The sequence below is a fragment of the Roseateles sp. P5_B10 genome, assembly GCF_056400485.1.
On record NZ_JBFULE010000043.1, the window covers coordinates 1 to 18917 of the forward strand.

An 18917-nucleotide genomic window follows, 5' to 3' on the forward strand; every position below is an offset into this window, starting at 1 on the left:
GCCCTGGGCCATCACATAAGCGCGCTGCACGACATTGCGCAGCTCGCGCACATTGCCCGGCCAGGGGTAACCCACCAAGGTCGCCAGCGCCTCGGGCGAGAAGCGGCGCACGGTGCCCTCCTGCTCGCTGATGGCGGCCAGGAAATGGTTGGCCAGCAGCGGGATGTCGGCGATGCGGTCCCGCAGCGGCGGCAGCGCGATCGGGAAGATGTTCAGGCGATAGAGCAGGTCTTCGCGCAACTTGCCCGAGGCCACCGCCTGGTAGGGCAGGCGGTTGGTGGCCGCGACGATGCGCACGTCGGTCTCCTGGCTGGTGGTGCTGCCCACGCGCATGAAGCGCCCGGTCTCCAGCACCCGCAGCAGCTTGACCTGCAGCTCCAGCGGCATCTCGGTGATCTCGTCCAGGAAGAGAGTGCCACCGCTGGCGCGCTCGAAGAAGCCCTGGTGCTGGCGCTCGGCACCGGTGAAGCTGCCCTTCTCGTGGCCGAAGATCTCGCTCTCGATCAGGTTGGGGCTGATCGCGCCGCAGTTCACGGCCAGGAAGGGGCGCTTGCGACGGCGGCTGAGGTCGTGCACGGTTTGCGCCACCACCTCCTTGCCGGTACCCGACTCGCCCGTGATGAAGACCGACACGCTGGTACCCGCCACGCGCGAGATCTGCTCGTAGATGCGCTTCATCGGCGCGCTGCGGCCCCAAAGATGGCCGAAATGACCGGACTCGTCCAGATTGGCAGTCAGATCCTCCACCTCGGCCTGCAAGGTCGCCGGCTTCATGATGCGCGACAGCACCCCTTGCAACTGCTTGAGGTTGACGGGTTTGACGAGATAGTCGGCCGCCCCCAGGCGCAGCGCCTGGATGGAGGTCTCCAGATTGGCGTGGCCAGTGCAAAGCACGACCTCCGAATTGGCCACCAGCTTGGGGTCGGCCAGCAGGTCCATGCCATTGCCGTCGGGCAGGCGCAGGTCCAGCAGCAGGATGTCGGGCTGCTGCAGCGAGAGCTGCTTGCGCGCATCGCGCAAGTTGTGAGCGACCGCCACGGTGAACTGCTCGCCCGCGATCAACTCGCGCAGGGAGGCGGCTGAATCATGGTCATCGTCCACTACCAAGGCATGCGGCATCGTTTCCTTCCAGCTTTGTTACGGTGACCCGGCGCTACGGGAGCAGTCATTTTCAACACATTCCACCCCCGTCAGAAAAACTTTGCCCGGCCGGGGCGTGTATCCAGCAGTAATCCCCGTCAGGCATGCCAGCTGCCCTCAGCTGGCCGCCCACCGTAACGTTATGCCCGCCCATGAGCAACCCCTTGTTACAAGACGCTGATTGCCATGATCCCGCCGGTCTCTCGTTGACGCGGTTGCTGGACGCGCTGGCGCTGGGTGCCGTGCTCGTGCTGGCCTGGCGAGCCTGCCATGGCCACCGCCACCGTCGTCGCAGGGCCCATTCGGCGCGAGCACCGGTCGCCGTGCAAACCTGGGAAGGCGAAGGCGGTCGCCCGACGCCCACCGACGCCTGAGGTCGTGCGGCCAGCATTGCTGCAAGTTCTACCGGTTGCTCCGCTCCCTGCAGCCGCTTGACCTCAACGGCCTCCGCAGGCTGGGCCTGGGCGGGCACACCGCCTGCCTAGCGAGCTCAACATTGGTGCATTGGCGGGCCTCATGAAGCAATCTCGCGGCTGGCACCTCGGCGGTTGGGCTTGGGCCCTCGCGGTGGTGTTCTCCCTGGCGGGCACGGTGGCCTGCGGCACCTTGCTGGAACAGGAACGTCAGGTGCAGCCGGCGTCGGCGCGCCAGACCGCCGACCGCGTCACCCTGCAGGGCCGTGACGGCCCCGTCTCCGATGCCGTCGAGGCCAGGGACCTGGCCCGGGTGCGCGACGAGGGCAATGGCGCGCTGCTGGAACGCCATCTCGGCGCGCTGGCAGCCAGGGGCGACACCCAGCTGCTGCGCGGCAACACGGCCAGGCTGCTGGTCGACGGCCCCGCCACCTTTGCAGCGATGAAGGCGGCCATCGCCGCCGCCCGCCACCGCCTGCTGGTGGAGTTCTACATCATCGAGGACGAGGGCGTGGCCGCCGAGATCGGCGAGCTGCTGCTGCGCAAGGCCGCCGAGGGCGTCAGCGTGGCGCTGATGTACGACAGCCTGGGTTCGATGGGCACGGACGGCGCCTTCTTCGACCGCCTGCGCAAGGGCGGCGTCGCCGTGTGCGCCTTCAACCCGATCAATCCGCTGGAGCGACCGGGCCACTGGGGCGTGCTGCAGCGCAACCACCGCAAGATGCTGGCCGCCGACAGCGACGTGGCCTTCACCGGCGGCATCAACCTCAGCAACGTCTACGCCGAAGGCTCCTTCAGCAGCGCCCGCCGCAGGGGCCCCGCCCGGCCGCCCGAAGGGGCTCCGCTCCCGCCTGGCGGGACAGCGCGCAGCGCGAAGGGTGCGCCAATACAGCCACCGGCCGATGCCGACAAGCAGGGCTGGCGAGACACCCAGGTGGAGCTGCGCGGCCCCGTGGTGTCGGCCCTGGCCGTGCTGTTCCGCGAATCCTGGGCCCTGCAGGGTTGCCCCGGCGAACTGGCGCCCGCCCCGCCGCCCCGTGTGGCCACACCCGGGCAGCGCGTCGTCAAGCTGGTGGCGGGCGATCCGGCCAATGGCATCAACCCCAGCTACACGGCGCTGCTGCACGCCATCGATGCCTCGCAGCGCAGCGTGCAGCTGACCATGGCCTATTTCGCACCCGGGCCCGAGCTCATCCGGGCCCTGTGCGACGCGGCCCGCCGCGGCGTGGCCGTCTCCCTCGTGTTGCCGGGCCGCAGCGACGTCGCCATGGTGCTGCACGCCGCGCGTTCGCGCTATGCCCAGCTACTGGAAGCCGGCGTGCAGATCCACGAAATGACGGAGTCCGTCATGCACGCCAAGACGGCCGTCGTGGATGGCGTTTATTCCAGCGTCGGCTCGAGCAACCTCGACTGGCGCAGCATCGTCGGCAACAACGAGGTCGACGTCATCGTCCTCGGCGACGACTTCGGCCAGCAGATGCAGGCGCTGTTCGCCCGCGACCTGCAGGTATCTCAGCACATCGACGCGACGCAATGGGCCAAGCGCGGCCTGGGCCAGCGCCTGCTGCAGGGCTTTGCCCGCCTGGTGGAGCCATTGCTTTGAGCTGGCATCCCGTTTGCCACAGACCGGCGGGTTTATTCAGCAACTCGGAGTTCTGCGATGACGATTGACCTCATGGGCACTTCCTCCATGACCGAAGCCACCGCCATGGGCGCGGCCGGGCGCTTCCTGAACGACATGCGCCTGGAGCGCGCACGCCGGCCGGGCGGTAGCAGCACGGGCCGGCTGATGCGGCGCAGCCGCACACGCACCGCCGGCATACGCTTTGAATGGGTGACACGCACGATCGGACCGGTGCTGCGCGTCGTGGCCACCTGGACCGACCAGCATGGTCAGCCTCACCACACCTCGTTCTCGGTGCAATGCAATGGTCTGGAAGGGGCGTTGGATCGTGCCATCGCGGCACGCACGTCCTGCGGTGCGCCGCCGCCGGATCGTGATGATCTGCTGCAGCGCCTGCAGCAGGAATTCGCCACTGCGCCGCTTGCCGCGGAGCAGCTGGCTGGCATGGCGCCAGGGCGGACCTTGCTGACCGCTCAGCTCAACTTGGCCAGCATGGAGGCCTCGGTGGCCTCGTCCCAAGCCAACGGATAAAGGCAACGGGCCTGGGTCAGCAGCTCGGGCCGGCCGCCCCACAGGGCGATCTGCTCGCGCACGGTCGCCAGATCGATGCTCATCAGCACAGCCGGCGCGTTCACGCGCGGGTTGTGCCGGGCCGCCGTGTAGGGCAGCAGGCCCAGCCAGCGACGGTAGAAGGCGACGTGGCGCGGGTTGACCTCGATGATGAGGCGATCGCAACGCGCGCGACGGTGGGCGTGCAGATAGCCGAGGTGAAACACCTGGGCCAGCACCCGCTTGGGCTCGAAGGCATGTTTGTCCACAGCCAGCCGGCCGAATTCGCAGAGCTTGACGCCGGCGGAACGCCATTCGGCCAGCTCGGATTCGAAGAGCAGGTCGGCGTGCAGGCCGCCGGCACCGTCAAAACGCACCGACAGCGTGCCGATGATGTTGTCGCCGTTGCGCGCCGTGCAGATGATGTCGCCATCTTCCTTGCGGCTGGTGTAGGTCTCCCGCTTCACCGCCAGGCCGCGATCGCCATAGCGTCGCTCGACGAGCTCGTAGGCGTCACCCTCCAACGCTCCGAAATCGCTGTTGAGCTCCAGCGGCGGTCCGCCGAAGGGATTCAGCGGCGTGCGGCGGCTTTCTTCGAACATGGGCGTCATCGACTACATCCTTGGTGCCCAACGCACCGAGCGGCGGAGTCTAGGGATTGAAATGACGCATTTCATTGAAGCTCACAGACCGATACATCTAAATCGGGGGGATCAGGGATTTCCCTGTCGCCGAGAAATGCGACAACGACCGCGCCCTGGTATTCGGGGACCACGGCAAGAAAGAAGGCCACGCGCGGCGTGGCCTCGGGAGCGAAGGCGCTGCGGGATCAGACCACGTACTTGCCCACCAGGCGGTTCATGTTGGTCAACGACAGGCGGTGCATCTCGATCATCGCGATGAGGCCGTTGCGGTGCAGCTGCAGCACCTTGTCGTCGGCCAGCTCGGCGTACTTCTTCTCGTCCAGGGCCATGAAACCCTCGACGTCGAGCTTTTCATCGTTGGGCAAGGTCGCCTCGAAGCGCATGTCCTGCAGCAGGTCCATCTCGACGAGCAGGTTGCAGATCAGGCGGGTGCGCTCGGCTTCCTGCTCGAAGTTTTCCAGGAAGGCCTTGGCGTTCAGCAGGAACTCGGTCGGCTGGCCGTCCTTGAACAGGGCCTCGCCGGTCGTCTCGTTGAAGGCCGGCCACTTCATGTCGTAGCAGACGGCCATGCTGTTCGAGCTTTCGTCCATGCGGGCCATCACGAAGGGATAACGGCGTACATAGGCGGGCACGTAGCCACCGGTCCACTTGTCGCCCTCGACGAAGAGGTTGGAGCCCGCGCGCAGGCCCAGCACGGCCAGAGGCGCGACGGGCTGCTTGCCATCCGGGCCGGGGCTGCCGGCGCGCACGAAGACGATCGGGTATTCCTTGCAGGCGTCGGCAAACTCGACGGCGGCGAGGAAGACCGAGTTCTGATCGGCCACGCGGCTCACGACGGACTGGTCGGTGTCCAGCTTCAGGTTCTTGTGGACGTCACGATCCAGCGGCTGCATTTCGCCGTACATCGGGGGGTTGCTCATGTTTCTCTCTCTCCAGTTTCCTCGGCCAGACGACTGACCAGCACTTTGTCTACACGCTTRCCATCGAGGTCCACGACCTCGAATCTCCACGCGTTCCACTCCACGACATCGGTCGTGCGCGGCAAGCGCCCCAGCAACAGCATGATCATGCCGGCCAGGGTGTTGTAGCGCCCACGGTCCTCTTCGGGCAGTTCCTTCAGCTCCAGGCGGTCCTTCAGCTCGGGCACCGGGATCAGGCCGTCGATCAGCCAGCTCCCGTCCTCGCGCTGCACCGCCCAGGCGTCACCGTCACTCGGGGCATTGAACTCCCCGGCAATGGCTTCCAGCACGTCACGCACGGCGATCACGCCCTGCACCTCGCCGTACTCATCGACGACGAAGACCAGGGGCGCGTCCGACACGCGGAAATGTTCCAGCAGCTCCATGCCCGACAACGTCTCGGGCACGAACAGCGGCGGCTCCAGGCCCGCCATCAGGTCCAGCGGCAAGCCCTCCAGCATGCCGGCCAGCAGCGCCGGCGCATTGGCCACGCCCAGCACCTCGCCCAGGCCACCGCGGCAGACCGGGTAGCGGTTGAAGCCATGCTCGCGCAAGACGGCCAGCACCTCGGCCGGCGTCGCATCAACCTCCAGCCAGGCAATCTCGGCCCGCGGAATCATCATGGAGCCGACCTGACGCTCGTCCAGGCGGAACACGTTGCGCACCATCTGGTGCTCATGCTCCTCGATGACACCGGCGTCGCGGCCTTCTTCCAGGCTGGCGGCGATCTCCTCTTCCGTCACACCGCGCTGGCCCTTGTTGCGCAAGCCCAGCAGGCCCAGCGTCGCCTCGGTCATGAAGCTCAGCGCCTTCACCAGCGGGCGCGCGGCCATGGAGATGAAGTTCATCGTCGGCGCGACGAGGCGGGCCACCGTCTCCGGGTAGATCTGGCCGATGCGCTTGGGCACCAGCTCGCCGAAGACGATGGTCAGCAGCGTGATGATGATGACGACCAGCGCCGTCGCGGCGATGTCGGTGGCATGCGGGTTCAAGCCGAAGCTCTCAGTCAGCCAGCGCGACAGCGGGCCGGAGAAGGCCGCATCGCCGACGATGCCGTTCAGCACGCCGATRCCGGTGATGCCGATCTGCACCGTCGACAGGAATTTGGTCGGGTTGTCATGCAGGTCCATCGCGGCCTGCGCACCGCCCTCGCCACTCTCCACCATCACCTGCAACCGCGCCTTGCGGCTGGCGGTCAGCGCCATCTCCGACATCGCGAACAGGCCGTTGATCAGGATCAGAAAGAGAACGAGAGCGGTATCCATCGAAGGCGCCAGACCCCGGGGAAAACCCCAGGTGGCGCAAGGCAAAAACGAAGCCCGGGAGACTATCAGAAGGCCATGACCAAACCCACCGTGCGATCCCTCGCTTTGGGGTCTGCGCGGCAGAGGGCGTAGCTCGCGCCGGGGCGAGTTGCGGGGCCAGGCTAGGCGTCGGCGAGGCCGTGGGGCGAGCCCCACTACGAGCCGGCAACGATGCATGGCCCCGCAAATCGCCCCGGCCCTCCGGGTTGAGACTGGCAGGGGCGCATGTGTTGTTGCTCGTCGTTGCGGGTCAGCACCCGCGGCCTCCTCGCGCCTAACCTGCGTCCCTGCCAGCCTCAACGCGGGCCACGCCCTCTGCCGCGCAGAGCCCCAGGACCGGGACAATCCGCACATGAACTACCTGATCGGCGACCTCCAGGGCTGCTGCGACGCGCTGGAGCGCTTGCTGCAGCAGATCGATTTCTCCCCGTCACGCGACCGCCTCTGGCTGCTGGGTGACCTCGTCAACCGCGGCCCGGCCTCGCTGACGACGCTRCGCCGCCTGGCCGGCCTGGGCGAGACGGCGACCTGCCTGCTGGGCAACCATGACCTGCATCTGCTTGCCGCCCACCACGGCGTGCGCCGCCCGCACCGGGGCGACACGCTGGACGACATCCTCGCCGCCCCCGACCGCGAGGCGCTGATGGACTGGCTGCGCCAGCAGCGCATGGCCGTCTACGAGGCCGGCTGGCTGATGGTGCACGCCGGCGTTGTGCCGCAATGGAGCCGCGACGACACCCTGGACCTGGCGGCCGACGTCGAGGCCGTGCTGCGCGGCCCTGCCCTGCCCGACTTCCTGCACGCCATGTACGGCAACGAGCCGGCGCGCTGGGACCCCGACCTCGCCGGCACCGCGCGGCTGCGCTTCACGGTCAACGCGCTGACGAGGCTGCGCTTTTGCAGCGCCGACGGCGAGATGGACTTCAAGACCAAGGACGGCGCCGGCGCGGCACCTGAAGGCTTCAGGCCCTGGTTCGACGTGCCGGGCCGCAAGACCGCCGACACGCCCATCGCCTTCGGCCACTGGTCGACGCTGGGGCTGCTGGACCAGCCGCACCTGCTTKGCCTGGACACGGGCTGCGTCTGGGGTGGCAAGCTGACGGCGGCGCGGGTGGACGGCCTGCGGCGTGAGATCGTGCAGGTGGACTGCGAACAGGCGCAGCAGCCGGGCGGCTGAGCCAAGGCACCGTAGAATGCGCGTCCCGCTGGAAGCGTGGGAGAGTGGTTTAATCCAACGGTCTTGAAAACCGTCGAAGGTGTGAGCCTTCCGTGAGTTCGAATCTCACCGCTTCCGCCACCTGTTCTAGGTGACTAACGCCCTTGTGCAACTTGAAGCATTGACTTGCACCAGATGCAAGTCTCAAGTTCAACGTGCCGGGCTCTTTCCACCCGCCCTCAGGATCGCGCGCCCTCTTCCCGCGGTCCCGCTTCAACTGCCGCCGCGGCGCATTCCGTCAGGCTCTCCTGCGCGACACCAGCTGGCTGCGGCACCGGCACCGGCGCCGGCAGCAGCAGCGTGAAGCTGGTGCCCTGGCCCAGCGCGCTCTGAACCTCCAGGGTGCCCTGCATCGCCGCCACGAACTCCTTGCAGATCAGCAGCCCGATGCCGTGGCCGGCCACGTCGGAGGTTTCCGCCCCCAGCCGTTCGAAGGGCTGGAACAGGCGCGCCAGCTGCTCGGCGCTCAAGCCCGGCCCGCTGTCCTGGATCAGCAGGCGTGACACCGACCCTCGGCTGACGCTCAGCCGGATCCAGCCACCCTCCCGGTTGTATTTGATGGCATTGGTCAGCAGGTTCACCACCACCTGGCAGAGGGCCCGGCGGTCACCCAGCACCGGCACGGGCAGCGGGTCGTCGAAGGCGATGTCGATGCAGCGCGCCTGGGCGTCGCGTTCGACGATCTGCATGGCATCACGCACCACGGCCGCGAGGTCCAGCGGCCGGCTCGCCAGCGCCGCGCTCACCGACCCCGCGCGCCCGAGCTCCATCAGCATGTCCAGCACGTCCACCATATGCCAGCCGGTCTTGGCAATCTGGGCCACCCACTGCTCCACGGCGCTGTTGCCCGTKGGCCCTGCCCTCATCTGGATCAGTTGAGTCAGGCCGACGATGGCGTTCAGCGGTGTCCTGAGCTCGTGGCTCACCTTGGAGACCAGCAGCGACTTGGCCTGGCTGCTGGCCTCGGCCTGCTCCTTGGCCAGGCGCAGGGCTTCGTCGCGACGCCAGACCTGCACCTTGGCCTCCAGGCTCTGGGTCACGTCGCGCGTCGACCCGCGAAAGCCGAGCAGGCGGCCATCGGCATGGCGCATGGGCACGGCGCTGCGCGACACATAGCGCAACCGTCCCTGYGCATACTCCGCGGCCACCAGGCGGACAAAGGCCTCGCCCTGGCGCAGCACCGAGTGGAAGTCGCGCAGCGGTGTCTCGGGCTCACCGAGCCAGTTGACGACCAGGCCCGACGGAATGGACTCGCCAACGGCCGGCGCCTGGATCAGGGCGGGCAGTTCGCCGGCCACCGCCCCCTGCACCCAGCTGTAGCGCAGGTCTGCATCGGTCTCCCAGCTCCAGTCGCCCGAGGCACGGGCCACGTCCTGCAGGCGCTGCGTCTGGCGCGTCGCCTCCTGCATGCGGGCCTGCAGCAGGCAGCGCTCGCCCAGCGACTCCGCGATGGCGCGCAACTGGGCACAGTCCACCCACCCCGCGCCCTCATGACCCAGGTTCACCAGCGCCATCCAGGCGCCGGGCAGTGCCGGGTCGTCGGGCCATTCCAGCAGCGACAGGTCGAGCAGGCCAAAGCGGCGCTTCAAGGCAAACATCTCCTGGCAGACCTGATGGCCCCAGCTCTTGCGCAGCTCGATGCCAGCACGTTGACCGGGCTTGACGGCCGTCCCCATCATGGCCAGCGCCTCGACCAGCCCCTGGGCCGATACCGGCAACAGGCCGGCCACGACCGTGACCCCATCGGCGCGGGTGCACATGAGCGCCGCGGCCGCACCCGCGGCCTGCCGGGCCCGCTCGACCATCGCCCAGGTGGAGCCGGCCGGCTCGGCGGCCCCCGCATCCACACTCGGGTGGATCTGCGACCGCAGCCTCTCGTCAGCTTCGACTTTGATGCACATCGCTGTTTCCTCATGCCGGGGTCTTCAAGCCCCAGCCACTGCCCAATGTTTGCCCCCTGTGTCTTGGATCTGCCCCGCCTATTTGATGAACCTCCCGTTGCGCGAAAACACGGCCAGGTCGATCTGCGCCGGGGCGCGTCGGGTCCTGCCGTAGAAGGCCCCCACAAAGCCGCCGAAATCGCGCGGCGGCAGGGTGTCCAGGGCCTCAGCCAGCCGGGCCGGATTCGGCTCACGGGCGCGGCGCAACGCGTCGACCAGCAGGCTCGCACCCAGGTAGGCCTCCATGCTGGCGAACGAGGCTTCGAGCTTGTGGCGGGTGCAAAAGGTCCGGAACTGGTGGCCGATCACCGAGGACGACGTCCACGGGAAGGGCACCACCTGGGTGACGGACAGGCCCACGGCCCGCGCGCCCAGCAGCTCCATCAGCGCATTGCCGCCGACCGTGGACAGGGTATAGAACAGCCCCGTGTAGCCGGCCTCGCGGACGGCATCGACAAAGCGGGCGCTGGCCACGTAGTCGGAGCCCAGCAGGATGGCCTGGGGGGCGCCGGCCAGCACCGAGGCGACGGCGCCGGGCAGGCTGTAGCGGCTGCCTTCATGGTCCACGCTGCTGATCGAGGCCACCTGGTCGCCGCGCGCCTCGATGGAGGCCAGCAGCGCGTCACGCAGCTCCCAGCCCTGCGAGTTGTACTCGGACAGCAGCGCGACGCGCCGGATGCCGACCTCGCGCGTGTGCCGCACGATGTACTCCACCTCGTCGACATGGCCGGCGCGCAGGTTGTAGATGTGGGGCAGCACCCCGGAGCGCAGCTCCTGCGAACCGCTGAAGGCGGCCACATAGGGCAGGCCCTCCTGCGCCGCGCCGCGCGCGCCGGCTCGATGGGCGCCCGCGCCGACAAAGCCGAACAGGGCGATGACCTGGTGCTGGGCGGCCAGCAGCTTGACGTTGACGGCGCTGCGTTCCGCGCGGTCCTCATCGTCCAGGGTGATCAGCTCGATCGCCCGGCCCGCGATGCCACCGTGGGCGTTGGCGTCGGCAAACACAGCGCGCGCCGCGTCCCGCACCGCCAGGCCCACCTGGGCGAGCGGCCCGCTGATGGGCGCCGACTGGCCCAGCCGAATCGGCGGMAGCTCGCTCGCGCAGGCACGGCGCGCCGGCAGCGAGAGCAGCGCGGCTGCCGGGAGGCCCAGGCAAAGGTGACGGCGGCGCATGGGGATCTCACCAGCGCAGGGAGGCCGTGTGCACGGGCGCATCCCACAGCGACTTCAATTCCTCGTCGAGCAGGGTGACGGTCAGGGAGGCGCCAGCCATTTCCAGCGAGGTGGTGTAGTTGCCGACCAGCGAGCGCACCGGCTTCAGGCCCTGGGCGAGCAGCCGCTCGGCCGCGCAGTGGTAGAGCAGGTAGAGCTCCATCAGCGGCGTGCCGCCGAAGCCGTTGACGTGCAGCAGCACCTCGCGGCCTCGGGCGGGCTTGAGGTCGGCCAGAATGGCGCCAAGCAGTTCGTCGACGATCAGGCCGGCCGGCTTGATCTTGTCGCGCCGCCGGCCCGGCTCGCCATGGATGCCGACACCGATCTCCATTTCGTCGTCGCCGATGTCGAAGGTGGCGCGCCCGGCCGCGGGCACGGTGCAGCTGGTGAAGGCCACGCCCATCGAGGCCGTGGCCGCGTTGACGCGGTCGCCGATGGCCTTGCATTCCTGCAGCGAGGCGCCGGCCTCGGCAGCGGCACCCACCATCTTCTCGACCATCAGGGTGCCGGCCACGCCGCGCCGGCCGGTGGTGTGCTTGGAGTCCTCGATCGCCACGTCGTCGTTGACCAGCACGGTGGCGTTCTCCAGGTCGAGCATCTCGCTGGCGATCTGGAAGTTCATCATGTCGCCGGCGTAGTTCTTGACGATGAAGAGCACGCCGCGCCCGGTGTGGACCGCGGCCGCCGCGGCCAGCATCTGGTCGGGCGTGGGCGAGGTGAAGACCTGCCCGGCACAGGCCGCGTCCAACATACCGCGCCCAACGAAGCCCGCGTGCAGGGGCTCGTGGCCGGAACCTCCGCCCGACAGCAGGGCCACCTTCTTCTCGGCCCGCTGGGCGCGCGCGACAAAGGTGGGCTCGAACTCGACCCGCAACAGCTCCGGGTGGGCAGCGACCATGCCGCCGAGCGACTCGCGCATCACGGAGTCGATGTCGTTGATGAATTTCTTCATGATGTCTCCGGGGGTTGGCACTTCACTGAAGCACGGTGTCGCAGACGGCGCTGATCGCGACCTCGCAGGTCTTGCAGCCCGGGTCGATATGGCCCAGCGCCCGCTCGCCCAGGAAGGAGGCGCGGCCCTTGCTCGCGACCATGTCGCGGGTGGCCAGCATGTTGTGCGTCGCCTCGCTCTTCAGCTGGGCGCAGATCTCGGCCAGCGGCGTGTCCTCGTCGGTGAGCTTGAGCAGCAGCCGCGACACCGGGATCAGCACGTCGAGCATGGTCTTCTCGCCGACATCGGCCTTGCCGCGCTGCTTGATCGCGTCGACCCCACTGGCGAAGGCGGTGGCGAACTGGCGGCGGTCCGGCGCGGCGACGCCTTCCAGCGACTGGCCCATGGCCATGAAGAAGCCCGAGATCAGGGGCCCCGAGGCACCACCGATGGTGCCCAGCAGCTTCATGCCGATCTTGTGCAGGGCGGCGCCCGGCAGCAGATCCTTGAGGCCGGGGCTCATGGCCACCAGCACCTCGCAGCCGCGGCGCACGTTGATGAAGTGGTCGCCGTCACCGATGGCGCGGTCGAGGGATTCGATCTGCGCTTCGTTTTCGAGAATGGCGCGCTGAACCGCTGTCAGCGCCTCTGTGATCATGAGGGTGTTCATGTTGTCTCCTTGTCTTTCGGATGGGGTGGCGGCTCAGTGAATGGCGCGGGGCTGCACATCGGGTGCCGTGAACTCGCGCCCCACCGCGGTTCTGGCAAACAGGTAATTGACGCGGGCCCGCTCGCTCAGGGCGTCCAGGTCGACATGGCCCGCGGCGTCGCAGGGAAAGACGAAGGCGTGCCCAGCGTTGAACAGGGAGCGGAAGTACAGCTGGTAGGACTCGTTCATGGTGGGTCTCCTTGAGCGAACGATCGGCGGGCGATCAGCCCGCGAGGCGCCGGCCCGCGGCGTCAAAGAACATGCAGCGCTCGCCAGGGAAGGCCAGCTGCACGCGTGAGCCGGGCAGCACGGCGTGGTCGAGCAGGGCCCGCGCACGGACCTCGATGCCGGCGCGCTCCGCCACCACCAGGTGCTTGACCAGCGAGCACTCGATGACGTCAAAGGCCTGCTCGCCGTCGGCGACGGACATCTGCACGTCTTCCGGGCGTATCGCCACATGGGCGGCGCGCGGGTCGGGGCGGCCGGCGAACCAGGCCACCGGCAGCACATTGACCGCGGGCGAGCCCAGCCGCTGGGCAATCTCTATCGAGTCGGGCTGGTCGTAGATCTGCGCGGGCGTGCCCACCTGCTCGATGCGACCCCGCTCCAGGATGGCGATGCGGTCGGCCAGAGTGGTGGCCTCGACCTGGTCATGCGTGACGTAGACCACCGTCGCGCCGCTGGCCCGCTGCAGGCGCTTGAGCTCGACGCGCAGCTCCTCGCGCAGGCCGGCGTCCAGCGAGGAGAGCGGCTCGTCCATCAGGTAGACGCGAGGCTCGCGCACCAGCGCCCGCCCGATCGCCACCCGCTGCATCTCGCCGCCGGACAGGGCGGTGGACTTGCGCTGCAGCTTGCCTTCGATGTGCAGCACCGCGGCCACCCGCTCGATGCGGCGACGGATCTCCGCCTCGTCGATGCGGCGCATCGGTGCCCGCAAGGGGAAGGCCATGTTGTCGTAGACGCTCAGATGGGGATAGAGCGAGTACTGCTGGAACACGAAGGCGCAGTCCCGCTGGGCAGGTGCCGAGCTGGTCATGTCGGCGCCGTTGAGCCGCACACGGCCGGTGTCGGGCGTCTCGAGGCCCGCGATCAGGCGCAGCGTGGTCGTCTTGCCCGCGCCGCTGGGGCCGAGCAGCACGAAGAACTCGCCGTTGGCGATGTCCAGGTCCAGGCCGTCGACGGCAGTGACGTCGCCGAATCGCTTGGTGACGCTTTGAAGTGTGATGCTAGCCATGGCGCATGCTCGGTCGGTGGGCGATGGTGGTGGCGCTGGGCAGCAGCCGCTCGGTGCCGGCGTCGAAGAGGATGACGCGGTGGGCATCGAAGCCCACGCCGACGCGCTCCCCGGCCTCGGGCCGCCTGGCCTTGTCGACAACGGCCTTCAGCGGGCCGGCGTCGGTGCGGACCTCAGCCACCCAATGCGAGCCGAAGTACTCGACGCCGGCGACCTCGCCGGCCAGGCCTTCGCCCGGCGTCAGCAGGCGCACATGCTCGGGGCGTATGCCCAGCAGCGCCCGCGCGGCGGGGGCCAGCACCTGGGGCACGTCGACCATGCGGCCATCCAGGCGGACCTGGGCGGTGCCCATCTCGACGGCGCCGCTGAGGTCCAGCAGGTTCATTGGCGGGCGGCCGATGAAGCGCGCCACGAAGACGCAGGACGGGAAGTTGTAGATGCCCTGCGGGTCGTCGGCCTGCAGGATCTCGCCCTTGTTCATCACGACGATGTGGTCGGCCAGGGCCATGGCCTCGTTCTGGTCGTGGGTGACGAAGACCGTGGTGGTGCGCAGGCGGTCGTGCAGCTTGCGCAGCTCCACGCACATCAGTTCGCGGAACTCGGCGTCCAGCGTGCCCAGGGGCTCGTCCATCAGGAAGGCCTTGGGCTGGCGCACGATGGCGCGGCCAAGCGCCACGCGCTGGCGGTCGCCGCCGGCCAGCCCACCCACGCGTGAGCCCAGCAGATGCTCGATGCGCAGGATGCCGGCCACCTCCCGCACCCGGCGGTCGATCTCGGGGCGCGGGATGCCCTCGTTGCGCAACGGGAACTCGAGGTTGTCGCGCACGCCCATGTGGGGATAGAGGGCGAACAGCTGGAACACCATGGCGATGTCACGCTCGCGCGGCCGCCGGTAGGTGACGTCCACGCCGTCCAGCGTGATCTGGCCGCCCGTGGGGTATTCCAGGCCGGCGATCATGCGCAGGGTGGTGGTCTTGCCGCAGCCGGAGGGGCCCAGCAGCACGACGAACTTGCCGTCCTCGAGCACCAGTGAGGAGTCGTGCACCGCGGCGAAGTCGGCGAAGCGCTTTTGCAGGTGCTTGATCTGGATCTCAGCCATGGTGGTCAGCCTTGCGGCAGCTTGCCGGCGATGCTGTAGCCGACGACGCCGGCCAGCAGCACCGTGAAGCCGTAGCTGTAGATGTCGATGGACCAGGGCTGCATCAGCATCGCGAGGCCCAGGCCGATGAGCGCGGTGGTGCCGTGTTCCCACGGCGCGCGGCGGAAGAATTGCTTCATTTGCGGATCGCTCCGAAGGTCACGCCACGCAGCAGGTGCTTGCGCAGCAGCACGGTGAACAGCAGCACCGGCAGCAGGAAGAGCGTGGTGCCCGCGGCCATGGCAGGCCAGTCGAGGCCGCCCTCGCCGATGATGGTGGGGATGAAGGGGGGCGAGGTCTGGGCCGTGCCGCTGGTCAGCAGCAGGGCGAAGGCGTACTCGTTCCACGCAAAGATCAGGCAGAAGATGGCCGTGGTGGCGATGCCCGTGGCGGCCTGCGGCAGCACCACCTTCAGGAAGGCCTGCCAGCGCGTGTAGCCGTCGACCATGGCGGCCTCCTCGTACTCGCGAGGGATCTCGTCCATGAAGCCCTTGAGCAGCCAGACCGACAACGACAGGTTGACCACCGTGTACAGCAGGATCAGGCCGAGGTGGGTGTCGTTCAGCCCGACGTTGCGGAACATCAGGTAGATCGGGATGGCCACCGCGATGGGCGGCATCATCCGCGTCGACAGGATGAAGAACAGCAGGTCGTCCTTGCCCGGCACGCGAAAGCGCGAGAAGGCATAGGCGGCCAGCGTGCCCAGCACCACCGACAGCAAGGTCGAGCCGAAGCCGATCAGCAGCGAGTTCGAATAGCGATCGATGAAGCGCGACGGGCCGGCCAGGATCATCTGCTGGTCGCGCACCAGGCTCTCGTACCAGGTCGCGGGCGGGGGCAGCGCGGYGAGCTCCTCCGCCGAGACCCGCGAGCGGGTCGTGAACAGGTTGACATAGCCCACCAGGGACTGCTCGGCCACCACCTTGGGCGGGTAGGCGATCGCGTCCTGCGGCGTGCGCAGGCTGGTCATGAAGATCCAGGCCAGCGGGATCAGAGAAACGATGGCGTAGCCGATCACCAGCACGCCGGCCAGCCACTTGGACCGCGTGCTCGGTTCGAGCGGCGAGGTCAGCGCAGGGCGGCCGCGCGGCGCGGCGGGCGATGCCGCGAGGAGGTCGAGATCGACCGAGGTCGAACCCACATTCCCGACATGGGGGCTTGTTGAGGCGAGTGTTTTCATCGCTGCTTCACCTTCTCGAGGAATCGAACGGCGACCAGCGACAGGCCATAGATCGAGACGAACATGATGATCGCCAGGGCCGAGGCATAGCCGGTGCGCCACTTCTCGAAGGCCTCGCGCTTGAGCTTGATCGAGGCCAATTCCGTCACCGTGCCGGGACCGCCGCTGGTGAGCTGGTCGACCAGGTCGAACATCTTGAAGTTCTCGATGGTGCGGAACAGCAGCGCGAGGATGATGAAGGGCATCACCATGGGCAGCGTGATGCGCCAGAACTTGGTCCAGGCCGAGGCGCGGTCGATCTCGGCGGCCTCGTAGAGATAGGGCGGGATGGAGCGCAGGCCGGCCAGCAGCAGCAGCATCACGTAGGGCGTCCACATCCAGGTGTCCACCAGCACGATGGCCCAGGGCGAGAGCTGGGTGTCACCCAGCATGGTGAAGGTGCCCGGCCCGCCGAAGAAATTGATGATGTAGTTGAAGATGCCGTACTGCGGCTCGAAGAAATACTTCCAGAAGGTGCCCACCACCGCAGGGGCCAGCATCATGGGCAGCAGGATGGCGGTGCTCCAGAAGCTGTGCGAGCGGAAGCGCCGGTTCAGCAGCAGCGCGAGGCCAAAGCCGAGCAGCAGTTGCAGCGCGATCGAGCTGACCAGGAAGTGCGCGGTGGCGCGCATGTTTTCCCAGATCGCCGGGTCATTGAGGACGCGCTGGTAGTTGCTGATGCCGACCCAGAGCGTGTCCGCGTTGGGCCGGTTGGCGCGGTAGTTGGTGAGCGACAGGTAGATCGTCCACAGCAGCGGGAAGATGTTGAACGCCAGCAGCAACACGATGGTTGGTGCCACGAACAACCAGGCCAGCGTGCGGTCCGACAGGCCCTGTCGACCAGAGAGTGAGGTCTGCATGATCTGTTCCGAGAGGTAGGGAAGCCGGAGGGCCGAGCCCTCCGGTCCGTGCGTCACGCGGCCGGCTGTGTCAACGAAGTCACCGGCCGCGCGGGTGCGCTGCGGTCACTTCAGCTTGCCGTCTTCCTTGAAGACCTCTTCCCAGTCCTTTTCGAGCGCGTCCAGCGCCGACTGCGGTGTGCCCTTGCCGGCCACGACGTAGTCATGCACACGGTTCTGCATGGCCAGCAGCAGCTGGGCATAGGTCGGCTCGGCCCAGAAGTCCTTGACGATCTTCATGGAGTCCTGGAAGACCGCCGCATAAGGCGTGCTCGTGCGGAAGCCCGGCTGGTTGAGGATGGCGTTCAGGCAGGTGAAGCCGCCGCCATCCCACCACTTCTGCTGGATGGCCGGCTGGGCGAACCACTTCATGTACTCCAGCGCCATGTCCTTCTTGTCGGAGTACTTGACGACCGAGATGCCCTGCCCGCCGAGCTGCGCGAACTGCTTGTCGCCCTTGGGGATGGGGAAGAAACCGGTCTTCTCGCCGCCGACCTGCGGGTCCTTGGAGATGCCCGGGAAGAAGGCGATGAAGTTCATCTGCATCGCCACCTGGCCCGACTTGTACGAGTCCAGGTCTTCACTCATGTAGGCGTTGGAGTGGCCCGGCGGCGTGCAGCAGTCGTACAGGTCCTTGTAGAGCTTCAGACCCTTGGCGGCGCCTGCCGAGTTGATGAAGCCTTTCATGTCATACGGCTTCTTCGGGTTGTCGTACTCCATGCCGTAGGCGTACATGGTGTTGGTCACGCCCATGGTGATGCCCTCGGAGCCGCGCTCGGTGTAGAGGGCCGCGCCGTAGACCTTCTTGCCGTCGATCACGCGGTTCTGGAAGAACTGGCCGATCTGCTTGAACTCATCCCAGGTCTTGGGCGGCACCAGGTCGTGGCCGTACTTCTGCTTGAACTCGGCCTGCAGTTCAGGGCGCGCGAACCAGTCCTTGCGGTAGGTGAAGGCCACGGCGTCGCCCATGGCCGGCAGCGCGAAGTAGTTCTTCGTGCCCTTGGGCCAGGTCGAGTAGCCCTCGACGGTGGCGGGCGCGAAGTCGCTCATCTTGATGGCGTTCTTGTCGAAGAACTCGTTGAGCTTGACGTAGTGGCCCTCGGTGGCTGCGGAGCCGATCCACTGGCTGTCGCCGATCAGCAGGTCGCACAGCTTGCCCTTGGAATTCAGCTCATTGAGCATGCGCTGGGCGAAGTTCGGCCAAGGCACGAACTCGTACTTCATCTGGATGCCAGTCTTGGCGGTGAAGTCCTTGGACAGTTCAACCAGGGCATTGGCGGGGTCCCAGGCGGCCCAGCACAGCGTCAGCTGCTTTTGCTGGGCCTGCGCACCACCACTGACCAGCGCGGCCGCCATGAACACGCTCGCTGCCACGGCCAGCTTGCTCTTGTTGTAGCTCATCGTATGTCTCCTGTTTTGAGGACCCGCGGTCATGCGCCGCAGGCTGCTGTTGGGGCGCGACACGGGGCCGGCCTCGGCTTGGGCCGCCACCCAGAACACCTGAGCGACTACCTGGAACCTAGTTTATGCACATCAAAAAGTAAATCACTCATGGTTAACACTAAATCAATCAATTACTTCGTGAGATGGGTCTCGCCTGGCACGCGGAGGTGGCCAAGGGAGGGCCGGCGCACCCCGCTTGGCCCGTGGTGACAAATCGACGACACTGGGATGGATTTACTTCTTGGCTTCTTTTCCTGACCTGCCCATGTCGACCCCGGTCACCATCACCAAGATCGCCGAGGCCGCCGGCGTCAGCACCGCCACCGTCGACCGGGTCCTGAAC

Annotated in this window: 19 protein-coding genes and 1 tRNA gene; 5 read left to right on the forward strand and 15 right to left on the reverse strand. The window is 67.5% G+C overall.

Annotated features, from left to right (window positions below; translation table 11 throughout):
* On the reverse strand, positions 1-1119 hold a 1119-nt coding region (locus AC1DU6_RS05310), incomplete at its 3' end, for a sigma-54-dependent transcriptional regulator (RefSeq protein WP_477856248.1).
* 173 nt (positions 1120-1292) lie between these two features.
* On the opposite strand from AC1DU6_RS05310, the gene AC1DU6_RS05315 reads away from it, so the two are divergent.
* The 3 genes from AC1DU6_RS05315 (at position 1293) to AC1DU6_RS05325 (ending at position 3708) form a co-directional block, all read left to right on the forward strand.
* A complete protein-coding gene (locus AC1DU6_RS05315; protein WP_477856249.1) occupies positions 1293-1514 on the forward strand; it encodes a hypothetical protein in 222 nt (73 codons plus the stop codon).
* 142 nt (positions 1515-1656) lie between these two features.
* Entirely contained in the window at positions 1657-3156 is a 1500-nt protein-coding gene (locus tag AC1DU6_RS05320) for a phospholipase D-like domain-containing protein (RefSeq protein ID WP_457320645.1), read from the forward strand.
* 57 nt (positions 3157-3213) lie between these two features.
* The gene (locus tag AC1DU6_RS05325) at positions 3214-3708 is read left to right on the forward strand and encodes a hypothetical protein (RefSeq protein WP_056198770.1); all 495 of its coding nucleotides are present in this window, start codon (positions 3214-3216) and stop codon (positions 3706-3708) included.
* Here the strand turns inward: AC1DU6_RS05325 and AC1DU6_RS05330 are convergent.
* The 3 genes from AC1DU6_RS05330 to AC1DU6_RS05340 form a co-directional block, all read right to left on the reverse strand.
* Complete coding sequence (locus AC1DU6_RS05330; RefSeq protein WP_457354439.1) at positions 3651-4337, reverse strand: N-acyl amino acid synthase FeeM domain-containing protein; 687 nt, start codon at positions 4335-4337, stop codon at positions 3651-3653. The two genes, AC1DU6_RS05325 and AC1DU6_RS05330, sit on opposite strands and share 58 nt — an antisense overlap.
* 218 nt (positions 4338-4555) lie before the next feature.
* Positions 4556-5290, reverse strand: coding sequence for a SapC family protein (locus tag AC1DU6_RS05335; RefSeq protein ID WP_056198778.1), 735 nt, complete (start codon positions 5288-5290; stop codon positions 4556-4558).
* Positions 5287-6594, reverse strand: a complete 1308-nt coding sequence (locus tag AC1DU6_RS05340) for a hemolysin family protein (protein ID WP_477856250.1) — start codon at positions 6592-6594, stop codon at positions 5287-5289. Before AC1DU6_RS05340 ends, AC1DU6_RS05335 begins: the two co-directional genes overlap by 4 nt.
* Positions 6595-6985: 391 nt before the next feature.
* Here AC1DU6_RS05340 and AC1DU6_RS05345 point away from each other — a divergent pair, with 391 nt between their 5' ends.
* Positions 6986-7810 (forward strand): symmetrical bis(5'-nucleosyl)-tetraphosphatase, encoded by an 825-nt coding sequence (locus tag AC1DU6_RS05345; RefSeq protein WP_477856251.1) that lies wholly within the window; start codon positions 6986-6988, stop codon positions 7808-7810.
* 30 nt (positions 7811-7840) lie between these two features.
* Positions 7841-7930 (forward strand) — tRNA-Ser (locus tag AC1DU6_RS05350).
* A gap of 98 nt (positions 7931-8028) precedes the next feature.
* Here AC1DU6_RS05350 and AC1DU6_RS05355 read toward each other — a convergent pair.
* From AC1DU6_RS05355 to AC1DU6_RS05405, 11 genes are all read right to left on the reverse strand, one after another.
* The gene (locus AC1DU6_RS05355) at positions 8029-9750 is read right to left on the reverse strand and encodes a sensor histidine kinase (RefSeq protein ID WP_477856252.1); all 1722 of its coding nucleotides are present in this window, start codon (positions 9748-9750) and stop codon (positions 8029-8031) included.
* 78 nt (positions 9751-9828) lie between these two features.
* A complete protein-coding gene (locus tag AC1DU6_RS05360; RefSeq protein ID WP_457322122.1) occupies positions 9829-10962 on the reverse strand; it encodes an ABC transporter substrate-binding protein in 1134 nt (377 codons plus the stop codon).
* Between the two features lie 7 nt (positions 10963-10969).
* Positions 10970-11953 (reverse strand): dihydroxyacetone kinase subunit DhaK, encoded by a 984-nt coding sequence (gene dhaK / locus AC1DU6_RS05365; protein ID WP_477856253.1) that lies wholly within the window; start codon positions 11951-11953, stop codon positions 10970-10972.
* Between the two features lie 22 nt (positions 11954-11975).
* Complete coding sequence (gene dhaL / locus AC1DU6_RS05370; RefSeq protein WP_477856254.1) at positions 11976-12602, reverse strand: dihydroxyacetone kinase subunit DhaL; 627 nt, start codon at positions 12600-12602, stop codon at positions 11976-11978.
* 33 nt (positions 12603-12635) lie between these two features.
* Positions 12636-12830: a hypothetical protein gene (locus tag AC1DU6_RS05375; protein WP_477856255.1), complete on the reverse strand. Its 195-nt coding sequence runs from the start codon at positions 12828-12830 to the stop codon at positions 12636-12638.
* Positions 12831-12864: 34 nt separating this feature from the next.
* Entirely contained in the window at positions 12865-13875 is a 1011-nt protein-coding gene (locus AC1DU6_RS05380) for an ABC transporter ATP-binding protein (protein ID WP_457322114.1), read from the reverse strand.
* A complete protein-coding gene (locus AC1DU6_RS05385) occupies positions 13868-14974 on the reverse strand; it encodes an ABC transporter ATP-binding protein (protein WP_477856256.1) in 1107 nt (368 codons plus the stop codon). The genes AC1DU6_RS05380 and AC1DU6_RS05385 overlap by 8 nt, the downstream gene beginning before the upstream one ends.
* 5 nt (positions 14975-14979) lie before the next feature.
* Positions 14980-15153, reverse strand: a complete 174-nt coding sequence (locus tag AC1DU6_RS05390; RefSeq protein ID WP_457322110.1) for a hypothetical protein — start codon at positions 15151-15153, stop codon at positions 14980-14982.
* Entirely contained in the window at positions 15150-16193 is a 1044-nt protein-coding gene (locus AC1DU6_RS05395; protein ID WP_477856257.1) for a carbohydrate ABC transporter permease, read from the reverse strand. Before AC1DU6_RS05395 ends, AC1DU6_RS05390 begins: the two co-directional genes overlap by 4 nt.
* Positions 16190-17092 (reverse strand): carbohydrate ABC transporter permease, encoded by a 903-nt coding sequence (locus tag AC1DU6_RS05400; protein WP_457322105.1) that lies wholly within the window; start codon positions 17090-17092, stop codon positions 16190-16192. The genes AC1DU6_RS05395 and AC1DU6_RS05400 overlap by 4 nt, the downstream gene beginning before the upstream one ends.
* Before the next feature lie 105 nt (positions 17093-17197).
* On the reverse strand, positions 17198-18532 hold the full coding sequence (locus AC1DU6_RS05405; protein WP_477856258.1) for an ABC transporter substrate-binding protein: 1335 nt from the start codon (positions 18530-18532) through the stop codon (positions 17198-17200).
* Positions 18533-18917 lie beyond the last annotated feature (385 nt).

What these genes read in the sequence shown, in the direction of transcription:
- AC1DU6_RS05315 (WP_477856249.1), top strand. Translation starts at nt 1,293, where the DNA reads ATGAGCAACCCCTTGTTACAAGACGCTGATTGCCATGATCCCGCCGGT.
- AC1DU6_RS05320 (WP_457320645.1), top strand. Translation starts at nt 1,657, where the DNA reads ATGAAGCAATCTCGCGGCTGGCACCTCGGCGGTTGGGCTTGGGCCCTC.
- AC1DU6_RS05325 (WP_056198770.1), top strand. Translation starts at nt 3,214, where the DNA reads ATGACGATTGACCTCATGGGCACTTCCTCCATGACCGAAGCCACCGCC.
- AC1DU6_RS05330 (WP_457354439.1), bottom strand. Translation starts at nt 4,337, where the DNA reads ATGACGCCCATGTTCGAAGAAAGCCGCCGCACGCCGCTGAATCCCTTC.
- AC1DU6_RS05335 (WP_056198778.1), bottom strand. Translation starts at nt 5,290, where the DNA reads ATGAGCAACCCCCCGATGTACGGCGAAATGCAGCCGCTGGATCGTGAC.
- dhaK (WP_477856253.1), bottom strand. Translation starts at nt 11,953, where the DNA reads ATGAAGAAATTCATCAACGACATCGACTCCGTGATGCGCGAGTCGCTC.
- dhaL (WP_477856254.1), bottom strand. Translation starts at nt 12,602, where the DNA reads ATGAACACCCTCATGATCACAGAGGCGCTGACAGCGGTTCAGCGCGCC.
- AC1DU6_RS05375 (WP_477856255.1), bottom strand. Translation starts at nt 12,830, where the DNA reads ATGAACGAGTCCTACCAGCTGTACTTCCGCTCCCTGTTCAACGCTGGG.
- AC1DU6_RS05380 (WP_457322114.1), bottom strand. Translation starts at nt 13,875, where the DNA reads ATGGCTAGCATCACACTTCAAAGCGTCACCAAGCGATTCGGCGACGTC.
- AC1DU6_RS05385 (WP_477856256.1), bottom strand. Translation starts at nt 14,974, where the DNA reads ATGGCTGAGATCCAGATCAAGCACCTGCAAAAGCGCTTCGCCGACTTC.
- AC1DU6_RS05390 (WP_457322110.1), bottom strand. Translation starts at nt 15,153, where the DNA reads ATGAAGCAATTCTTCCGCCGCGCGCCGTGGGAACACGGCACCACCGCG.
- AC1DU6_RS05400 (WP_457322105.1), bottom strand. Translation starts at nt 17,092, where the DNA reads ATGCAGACCTCACTCTCTGGTCGACAGGGCCTGTCGGACCGCACGCTG.
- AC1DU6_RS05405 (WP_477856258.1), bottom strand. Translation starts at nt 18,532, where the DNA reads ATGAGCTACAACAAGAGCAAGCTGGCCGTGGCAGCGAGCGTGTTCATG.